The sequence below is a fragment of the Prevotella sp. MGM1 genome, from assembly GCF_002933775.1.
GTDB lineage: Bacteria > Bacteroidota > Bacteroidia > Bacteroidales > Bacteroidaceae > Prevotella.
The window spans coordinates 1-9,247 of the sequence record NZ_BEWV01000076.1; the positions used below are offsets into that span (position 1 = coordinate 1).

Below are 9,247 nucleotides of genomic sequence, written 5' to 3' on the forward strand. Positions count from 1 at the left end.
GTCGTAACAAGCGACATCAATGCCATGGAGCAGACGAAAACCGACATAAAAAAAGTCCTTGCCGAAGCCGGGATAACCCACACCACACTCGAATTCGAGACAGAAAACTGCCACTGCAACGGCTGCTGAGAACACACGCCCGAGGTCACAAAGAGTCGACGGGACACAGAAAGACACATAATTGACCCATGTCGAATATCATCGCAAAAGCCGCTAAATTATCGTTACATAAAGGCCTATTTAAAAATAAAAGCGTATCTTTGCACATATTATACATGTAAAGATATATAGTGAGACAAGATGATTTGGGCCTTTTGAGCCACATTAAATACCCGGATGATCTGCGAAAACTAAATGTTGAACAGCTTCCGGAAGTCTGTGAAAAGCTACGCAAGGACATTGTAGAAGAGCTTTCCGTAAACCCGGGACACCTGGCGTCGAGCCTCGGTGCGGTGGAAATCACGGTGGCTCTGCATTATGTATTCGACACACCTGACGACCGCATTGTGTGGGACGTGGGGCATCAAGCCTATGGGCACAAGATACTGACCGGCAGGAGAGAACAGTTCTGCACCAACCGCAAGCTGAACGGCATCAGACCGTTCCCATCGCCGGAAGAGAGCGAATACGACACGTTCGTATGCGGACATGCCAGCAACTCCATATCGGCCGCGCTCGGAATGGCGGTGGCAGCCAAGACACAATCCGGGCAGAGACATGTGGTGGCCGTGATCGGCGACGGGGCTATGAGCGGCGGACTTGCATTTGAAGGGCTTAACAACGTATCATCCACACCCAACGACATGCTCATAGTGCTGAACGACAACAACATGAGCATAGACAGGAGCGTGGGAGGAATGAAACAATATCTGCTCGAGCTGAACACCAACGAGACTTACAACGCACTGAGATTTAAAGCAGGAAACTGGCTGCGCTCGAAAGGCTACCTCAAAGACGACAGGCGCAACGGACTGATACGACTGGGAAACGCCCTCAAAGCGGCAATCAGCCACCAACAGAATATTTTTGAAGGCTTGAACATAAGGTACTTCGGACCTTTCGACGGGCACAACGTGAAAGAGCTTGTGCGCATAATGAAGCAGTTGAAAGACATGAAAGGCCCCAAACTGCTGCACCTTCACACCACGAAAGGCAAAGGATATGAGCCGGCAGAGAAAGCGGCCACGATATGGCACGCGCCCGGAAAGTTTGACGTGGATACGGGAGAGCGCATCGAAAACCGGTCGGATGACAGCCCGATGAAGTATCAGGACGTATTCGGGCACACGCTGCTCGAACTGGCGGAGCGCAATCCGAACATCGTGGGAGTGACTCCCGCCATGCCGACGGGATGCTCGATGAACATCATGATGCAAGCCATGCCCGACAGAACATTCGACGTGGGCATAGCCGAAGGACACGCAGTGACATTCTCGGGAGGCATGGCGAAAGAAGGCCTGCAACCGTTCTGCAACATATACAGTGCTTTCGCACAACGAGCTTACGACAACATCATACACGACATGGCGATCATGAACCTGCCCGTAGTGCTCTGCCTTGACAGGGCCGGACTGGTGGGCGAAGACGGGGCTACACACCACGGAGCTTTCGACATGGTGGCCCTGCGGGCCGTTCCGAACCTGACGATAGCATCACCGATGAACGAACACGAACTGAGACGACTGATGTATACGGCACAACTGCCGGGCAAAGGCTCGTTCGTGATAAGGTATCCGCGCGGAAAAGGAGTGCTGAAAGACTGGAAATGCCCGCTTGAGGAAATAGAAGTAGGCACCGGACGCAGGCTGAAAGACGGCAGGGACACCGCCGTGCTGACAATAGGTCCGATAGGAAACACCGTGGCACAGGCTATAGAAGAGGCCGAGAAGGAGAACGAGGGGTTGTCTGTGGCGCACTACGACATACGCTTCCTGAAACCGCTCGACGAAGAACTCCTGAATGAGGTGGCGGCAAAATTCCATAGAATAATCACCGTGGAAGACGGAGCGAGAGCCGGAGGATTCGGCTCGGCGATACAGGAATGGATGGCAGACCGCGGCCACTATCCCGAAATAGAACGCATGGGACTGCCCGACGAATTTATTGAACACGGCACGGTAGAGCAGTTACGGGAGATAGTAGGCTTGGACAAAGACAGTATTAAAAAGAAAATAACAGAATGAAAATAGTCATTGCCGGCGCTGGAGCCGTCGGAACACACCTCTCCGGACTGATGTCGAAAGACCATCAGGACTGTACTTTGATAGACGAGGACGAAGCACGCTTCGGCAATCTCGACCGTGAATGCGACATAATGACACTGCAAGGTTCTCCGACAAGCATCAAAACACAGAAAGAAGCCGGAGTATACAACGCCGACCTGTTCATCGGCGTGACACCGGAAGAGAGCACAAACATAAACGCATGTATCATAGCGCACTCGCTCGGAGCTAAAAAGACAGTGGCGAGGATAGACAACTATGAGTATCTGGCACCAAGCCTCGAATCGTTTTTCAAGAGAATGGGGCTCGACTCGCTCATTTATCCCGAGGCATTGGCCGCGGTAGACATCGTGAACGGACTGAGACTCAGCTGGGCAAGGCTGCACTGGAACGTGCACAGCAGCAATCTGGTGATGCTCGGCATCAAACTGCATGAGCAATGCGAGATCCTGAACCAACCGCTGCGGATACTATGCGGCCCTGACGATCCGTACCACATAGTGGCAATCAAGCGCGGAGCCGAGGCGATAATACCAAGCGGAAACGACGAGCTGCACGACCGCGACATGGCTTTTTTCATGACCACAAAGGAGTATTTACCATATATACGCAAGATAGTAGGCAAGGAGCACTATGAAGACGTGAAGAACGTTATCATCATGGGAGGCGGCAAGACGGCTGTAAGGACTGCCCTGACAGCGCCCGACAACATGAACATAAAGATCATTGAGATAGACGAGAAACGCTGCGAGCGGCTGAACCAGCTGCTCGACGACTCGGACACAATGGTAATACACGGCGACGGACGGGACATCAGCCTGCTTGAGGAGGAAGGCATAAGGAACGCCCAGGCTTTTGTGGCACTGACAGGAAACGCCGAGACAAACATACTCGCATGCCTGACGGCAAAAAGACTGGGTGTACACAAGACCATTGCCACGGTTGAGAACCTTGATTACGTCAACATGGCGGAAGAGCTTGATATCGGAACAATAATCAACAAGAAGACAATAGCGGCAAACCACATACACCAAATGATGCTTGACGCCGATGTCAGCAACATGCGTTCGCTCATGATGGTGGAATCGGACGTGGCCGAATTCACGGCCGCAAAAGGTTCGCCGGTGACAAAAAAGCCGGTAAAATCGCTCGGACTGCCGTTCGGAGTGACAATCGGCGGACTGGTAAGAAAAGGGGTTGGCATGCTCGTGAACGGAAACTCGCAGATTGAAGAGGGTGACTCGGTCATGGTCTTCTTCCATGAACATAATCTGAAAAAGGTGGAGAAATATTTTAAGACCAGTTCATTATGGTAAACTTCAGAACCATATCGAAAATCATCGGCCAGTTGCTTTTTCTCGAATGCGGCTTCATGTTCTGTTGCTTTATCATATCGTTATATTACGGGGAAGACGACTCCATGGCATTCCTAATATCAATGATAGCGACCATCGGAATAGGTTTTATTTTCAAATATCTGGGTCGCGGGGCATCAAACAACATGAGCAGGCGGGATGCTTACTTCGTGGTCACGGCAACGTGGATAATATTCAGTTTCTTCGGTATGTGCCCTTTCCTGATCGGCGGATACATAACCAACGTGGCCGACGCTTATTTTGAGACGATGTCGGGATTTACGACAACCGGAGCCACAATACTCGACAGCGTGGAAAGACTGCCCCACGGCATATTGTTCTGGCGCTCGCTGACGCAATGGATAGGCGGCCTCGGTATTGTATTCTTCACCATTGCCATCCTACCGTCGATGGTAGGCGGCAGCGTCAAAGTGTTTGCAGCGGAAGCCACCGGTCCGATCCGCTCAAAGATGCACCCCAGGCTCAGCACGAATGCCAAGTGGATATGGTCTATCTATCTTGCCCTTACCGTGGCATGCATGGGCGCGTTCTGGGCTGCGGGAATGAGTCTGTTCGACAGTTTGAACTACTCCATGTCTACAACGGCCACCGGTGGTTTCTCAACGCATGATGAAAGTACGGCATACTTCGGTTCGCCGATAATAGAATACACAGGCATTCTCTTCCAGTTCCTTGCCGGCCTCAACTTCACGCTGCTCTATATGATGATATTCAAAGGCCGGTTTGACACAATGCTGAAGAACTCAGAGTTCAGATTATATATCGGCATCATCGTCACGGCCACGGCAATGATAATGTTTTTGCTGATAACACGAATGGACTATGGCATCGAAAGGGCTTTCAGAAGCGCATTGTTCCAAGTCATCTCTTTCATCACCACCACCGGACTTTTCAACGATGACGCCGGGACATGGCCCCACATCACATGGGTAATACTGGGAGCGTGCATGTTCATAGGCTCATGCGCAGGCTCGACAAGCGGCGGGTTCAAGTGTATCCGCGGTGTCATTGTATTGAAAGTGATACGCAATGAGTTCAAACAAATACTGCATCCCAATGCCGTATTGCCGGTGAAAGTAAACGGAATGAGTATATCCCAATCAAAGATTTCCACCCTGCTTGCGTTCTTTGCCGCATACGTCCTCATGTGCCTGATTGCCGCTACAATAATGATTTCCGTGGGAATAGACAACACCAACGCCATAACCATAGCCTTGAGTTGCATGAGTAACGTAGGCCCCACGCTCGGAACGCAAATAGGTCCGGAAATGTCTTGGAGCACGTTGCCGGACGGTATAAAATGGATATGCTCCCTTTTGATGCTCATGGGACGTATAGAGATTATGTCGGTATTCGTGCTTTTCACACCAGGATACTGGAAAGACAACTGACAGATAGTGAAAAGAACCTTGAGAAATAGAATTAATGACACCGACAAATAAAGGAAACCGAACTTAGACCACACCTTTAATATGCTGTCAACACATACAAAAGAATGATAAAAAGTTGCAAGAATATGAGAGTATTAACATTTGTTCCCCTGTTTAAGCAAACGATATGGGGAGGCGATAAAATCCTACCGTTCAAGCATTCAAGCCAATCTCTCGAACAAGTGGGAGAGAGCTGGGAGATTTCCGGCCTTGAAAACAATGAGACCGTGGTGGCCGACGGTGAATACGAAGGCCGAAGACTGAATGATGTCGTGGCCGAGCTGAAAGGGAGACTGGTGGGAAACGACAACTACAAACGTTTCGGAAACAGGTTTCCGCTACTCATAAAATTCATTGACGCATGCCGCGATTTATCCATACAGGTACACCCCGATGACGAAACTGCCGGCCGACACGGCCATCCCAACGGTAAAACAGAGATGTGGTATATGATGAAGTCTGAGCCGGGCGCAAAGATTTTGCTGGGCCTCAAACAGCATATCACTCCCGAAGAGTACAAGGACATGGTGCGAAAAAACACTATATGCGATGTCATTACCGAATATGAGGTGAACGAGGGAGACTGTTTCTTTATTCCCGCAGGACGTATTCACAGCACAGGCAAAGGCTGTTTCTTCGCCGAAATACAGCAGACAAGTGATGTCACATACCGTATTTATGACTTCAACAGAAAAGACAAAGACGGCAATCTCAGGGAGCTGCATACCGAAAAGGCGGCCGAATCCATAGATTACGAGGTGAAAGAGTCATATAAGACCGATTATACTCCCGTCAAAAACGAGGGTGTCCAAATCGTGGAAAGTCCGTTGTTCAACACTGCCGTATACGATATAGACGAGCCGATGACCCTCGACTACTCCGAACTCGACAGTTTCGTGATACTCATCGGACTTAAAGGAGAAGGAACCCTGACAGACGAAGATGGCAACGAGACAATATTCGGAATGGGTAAAACACTGCTCATCCCGGCCGAAATGAACCACGTGAACATCACCGGAGACATAAAATTCCTTGAAACATACATCTGAAATGAGAATCCATACACGTATGAATAACGCATGTCCATTGTTTCTTGGCCTCCATAAAACCAAATCACGATGTACCATCCATGTTTAAGGCAGTATGAACAGGCATGATACATATCATGGGGCGCCTATACGATTAATGCGTCAACAACTGACAAACGACACATGATTACCTACCGGTCTTCAACCGTTCGACAAACAATTCCACATCTTTCCGCAGCCTGTTGAATTGCGGACTATTAATATAACCAACATTTTTTTTCAGCATCGATCGAACATCCTCGATGCTGTTTTCATAACAGGACAATTCATTTCGCATCTGCGTCCGGTGTGCAGACGTAACCTGTATTTCCCTTTCACGCTCCATTCTCAACTGATTGCACACCTTTGTCACTATCGGCACCACCACGGTATCGAATATATGATGACCTTGTATGTACAGATATGTGTTCTGGGGAGTGACTCCGAGCTGCCGCAATTCGTCCTTAAGCGCAAGATAGGATTCTTTCGCCCTGGGAAAATGCTGACGCAAAACATTAACCCTACGTGACACCTTGCGCCGCAGATTGTCTATCGCCACTTGCGGAGCAAACACGTTGAACCCTCCCGGATCTATCACTTTCGTGAAATCTGACAGAGAAAAATAATCATAATTTTCAGTGCGATAAGCCCATATCGACCATACAAACAGCGGATAACATGCCTCTGAATATTGCCGCATATATTCCGTAAAGTTGAAAATTGCATGGTCGTTTAGCGTCACCATCACACACACATCATGCAGCGAGGCGGCAAAACACTGGTAATTCTCTATCGAATAGACATAAGTATGAAACACGAAAGGATTTTCAAGTATCTTTTGCGACGATACGGTCCGTCCCTGCATCAGATAATCGTAGTCGGCATCCACACACGCTATCATGTCCTTCCCAGCGTTATCGGCAATCACGCTCATCAGAACCGATTTCTTGCCTCTGCGCAAAGTGCCTTTCGACGGCAGCATGACTTCAAAATAACAGGTATCGTCCTCAAAGCCGCTGAGCACCGTACGCCAAAAGAACACATCATCGTAGCTTTCCACATAAGCCACGATTCTCCGCCGCGCGTCTTTCGAGGTCATCCTGTTGGCCGCCTCGAAATACCCAGACGTGATGCTGTCTTTCAACCGCCTGCCCATATTCATATTGTTATGTCGCTTACCTCCGTCACCTTGTCCATCCATCCGTTCATTATCACTGCCGGAGAATGGGTCGTCAGTATTATCTGCACATTGGGGTTAAGGTCTATTATCATGTCTATAAGCCTTTGTTGCCAGTCTATGTGCAGGCTCACTTCCGGCTCGTCCATGAAAAGGACATACGGCTGATTGTCTTCTATGAGAACGGTCAGCAGTATCACGAGCATCTGCTTCTCTCCGCTCGACAGCTGATACGGTGTGAGCACCTCGCCTATCTGCGAGAATGCGATATCATTCTTCGTGCGTATCAACCGCTTACCGGTCTCTGCAAACAACCGGTCTATCATATCCTGGAATTTCTTTTTCGGCTCAGAGATTTCTTGCGCACGCTGCGCTCCGTCTGCCTCACCCGACTGTAACACCTCTATTATCCTGTTACCGATGTTCACCTGATAGTCAAGATACTTGCGCTGCAACTGATACAACTGCCAGTCCAGTTCCGTTGTCACCGACGCGTCCACCACCTTGTTTACCAGCTCGCTCGTCATCAACGGGCGGTCGAAACTGCGTATCACGTCATACCTTATCCACCGCGCGTCTTCCGGAACGACCTTCATCCGCACTCCGGCAACCACATTGCTGGTAAACTCTCCGCCATGGACAAGCCCTTTCACCACCTTGTTTAATATAGTGCTCTTGCCCACCCCGTTTATTCCGCTCAGTATGTTCACCTTCTGGTCAAGGTTCCACACAATGTGCTTCTTGCCGCTCCACAGTGAGTCTATCTCTATCTGGGCGATGTAGTCAGCGTATTTCTGCATATCCGTCAATATGAAATTCCTTTCCGCAAATATACGTATTATTCTCAATAAATATGTAATTTTGCAGCGGTTTTTCAATAATAAAGAAAAAGATGGATAACAAAAGAGCGTTGACCGCTCATCTCAGTATGTTCTTTGCCTGCGCGTTCTGGGGGCTGATGGCTCCTCTCGGCAAAGACGCCATGACCCACGGCATCACGGGTATAGACTTAGTCACATTTCGGGTATGCGGGGCGGCAGTGCTGTTCTGGCTCACTTCATTTTTTGTGAGGCGCGAGCATGTACCCGGCAAGGACATAGCGATGTTTTTCTTCGCCGCCCTTCTCGGCCTCGTTCTCAACCAGTGCTGCTATACCATCGGCCTGAGCATCACCTCTCCGATTAACGCCAGTATCGTGACCACATCAATGCCGATATTCGCCATGATCCTGTCGGCGCTCATTCTCAAAGAGCCGATTACCGGCAAGAAAGCCACGGGCGTGCTCATGGGATGCAGCGGCGCGCTGATACTCATCCTCACCAGCGCAGCCGCCGTGAATTCCCGTGTCGGCGACATCCGCGGCGACCTGCTGTGCCTGTTTGCCCAGTTCTCGTTCGCACTCTACCTGTCGCTGTTCAGTCCGCTCATCAAGCGCTATTCGGTATTCACGATAAACAAGTGGATGTTCACTTTCGCCACGTTCATGGTCCTGCCATTTTCTTTCGGCAGCGTCACGGCGATAGACTTCGCCGCAGTGCCTGTCAAGACATGGATTGAAACCGGATATGTGGTCTTCGTGGCGACATATCTAAGCTATATTCTCACCATGATAGGACAGCACACCCTGCGGCCCACAGTCGTCAGCATATACAACTACGTGCAGCCGCTCGTCTCCGTATTGGTGAGCGTAATCACCGGTCTCGGCGTTTTTCTACCCGCCCACGCCGTTGCTGTTGTCCTTGTTTTCTCAGGCGTATGGCTCGTGACAAAGTCGAGAAGCAGGGCGGACGGGGAGAAGCGGCAGTAATGATATATTAAGAGTCGTACATTTGTACGGTTAAATGTTTCTGAATAAATTCATCTTCAAATATCAGGCATCACAGGCATGGAACAAGGCAGATTAAGGGGTTAAGGAAGTTCTTTTTAGAGAAGTTAAGGGAGTTAAAGAAGTTGTCGCAGGCTGTCGCCTGCTTGA

General features: G+C 49.7%; 7 protein-coding genes. 5 read left to right on the forward strand and 2 right to left on the reverse strand.

All coding sequences use genetic code 11. The features are described from left to right. Window positions 1-290: 290 nt before the first annotated feature. The 4 genes from dxs to MoGM_RS02325 all read left to right on the forward strand — a co-directional run bounded on the left by dxs (window position 291) and on the right by MoGM_RS02325 (window position 6,077). Window positions 291-2,183, forward strand: a complete 1,893-nt coding sequence (gene dxs / locus MoGM_RS02310; protein WP_104368596.1) for a 1-deoxy-D-xylulose-5-phosphate synthase — start codon at window positions 291-293, stop codon at window positions 2,181-2,183. After that, window positions 2,180-3,538: a Trk system potassium transporter TrkA gene (trkA, locus tag MoGM_RS02315; RefSeq protein ID WP_104368597.1), complete on the forward strand. Its 1,359-nt coding sequence runs from the start codon at window positions 2,180-2,182 to the stop codon at window positions 3,536-3,538. The genes dxs and trkA overlap by 4 nt, the downstream gene beginning before the upstream one ends. Next, window positions 3,532-4,989: a TrkH family potassium uptake protein gene (locus MoGM_RS02320; RefSeq protein ID WP_104368598.1), complete on the forward strand. Its 1,458-nt coding sequence runs from the start codon at window positions 3,532-3,534 to the stop codon at window positions 4,987-4,989. The genes trkA and MoGM_RS02320 overlap by 7 nt, the downstream gene beginning before the upstream one ends. 125 nt (window positions 4,990-5,114) lie before the next feature. Continuing rightward, the gene (locus MoGM_RS02325; protein WP_104368602.1) at window positions 5,115-6,077 is read left to right on the forward strand and encodes a type I phosphomannose isomerase catalytic subunit; all 963 of its coding nucleotides are present in this window, start codon (window positions 5,115-5,117) and stop codon (window positions 6,075-6,077) included. 166 nt (window positions 6,078-6,243) lie between these two features. Here the strand turns inward: MoGM_RS02325 and MoGM_RS02330 are convergent, their stop codons facing one another. Together MoGM_RS02330 and MoGM_RS02335 are read right to left on the reverse strand one after the other, a co-directional pair. Continuing rightward, window positions 6,244-7,251 carry a DUF4435 domain-containing protein gene (locus tag MoGM_RS02330; protein ID WP_104368599.1) on the reverse strand — a complete coding sequence of 336 codons (1,008 nt, stop codon included), beginning with the start codon at window positions 7,249-7,251 and terminating at the stop codon, window positions 6,244-6,246. A 2-nt stretch (window positions 7,252-7,253) separates the two neighbouring features. Further along, window positions 7,254-8,072 (reverse strand): AAA family ATPase, encoded by an 819-nt coding sequence (locus MoGM_RS02335; RefSeq protein WP_104368600.1) that lies wholly within the window; start codon window positions 8,070-8,072, stop codon window positions 7,254-7,256. Window positions 8,073-8,164: 92 nt separating this feature from the next. Between MoGM_RS02335 and MoGM_RS02340 the strand changes: the two genes are divergently transcribed. Then, window positions 8,165-9,079, forward strand: a complete 915-nt coding sequence (locus tag MoGM_RS02340; RefSeq protein WP_104368601.1) for a DMT family transporter — start codon at window positions 8,165-8,167, stop codon at window positions 9,077-9,079. Window positions 9,080-9,247 lie beyond the last annotated feature (168 nt).

Bases quoted from the DNA above. Each gene is read 5' to 3' on its own strand.
- trkA (WP_104368597.1), top strand. From the start codon at position 2,180: ATGAAAATAGTCATTGCCGGCGCTGGAGCCGTCGGAACACACCTCTCC.
- MoGM_RS02320 (WP_104368598.1), top strand. From the start codon at position 3,532: ATGGTAAACTTCAGAACCATATCGAAAATCATCGGCCAGTTGCTTTTT.
- MoGM_RS02325 (WP_104368602.1), top strand. From the start codon at position 5,115: ATGAGAGTATTAACATTTGTTCCCCTGTTTAAGCAAACGATATGGGGA.
- MoGM_RS02330 (WP_104368599.1), bottom strand. From the start codon at position 7,251: ATGGGCAGGCGGTTGAAAGACAGCATCACGTCTGGGTATTTCGAGGCG.
- MoGM_RS02335 (WP_104368600.1), bottom strand. From the start codon at position 8,072: ATGCAGAAATACGCTGACTACATCGCCCAGATAGAGATAGACTCACTG.
- MoGM_RS02340 (WP_104368601.1), top strand. From the start codon at position 8,165: ATGGATAACAAAAGAGCGTTGACCGCTCATCTCAGTATGTTCTTTGCC.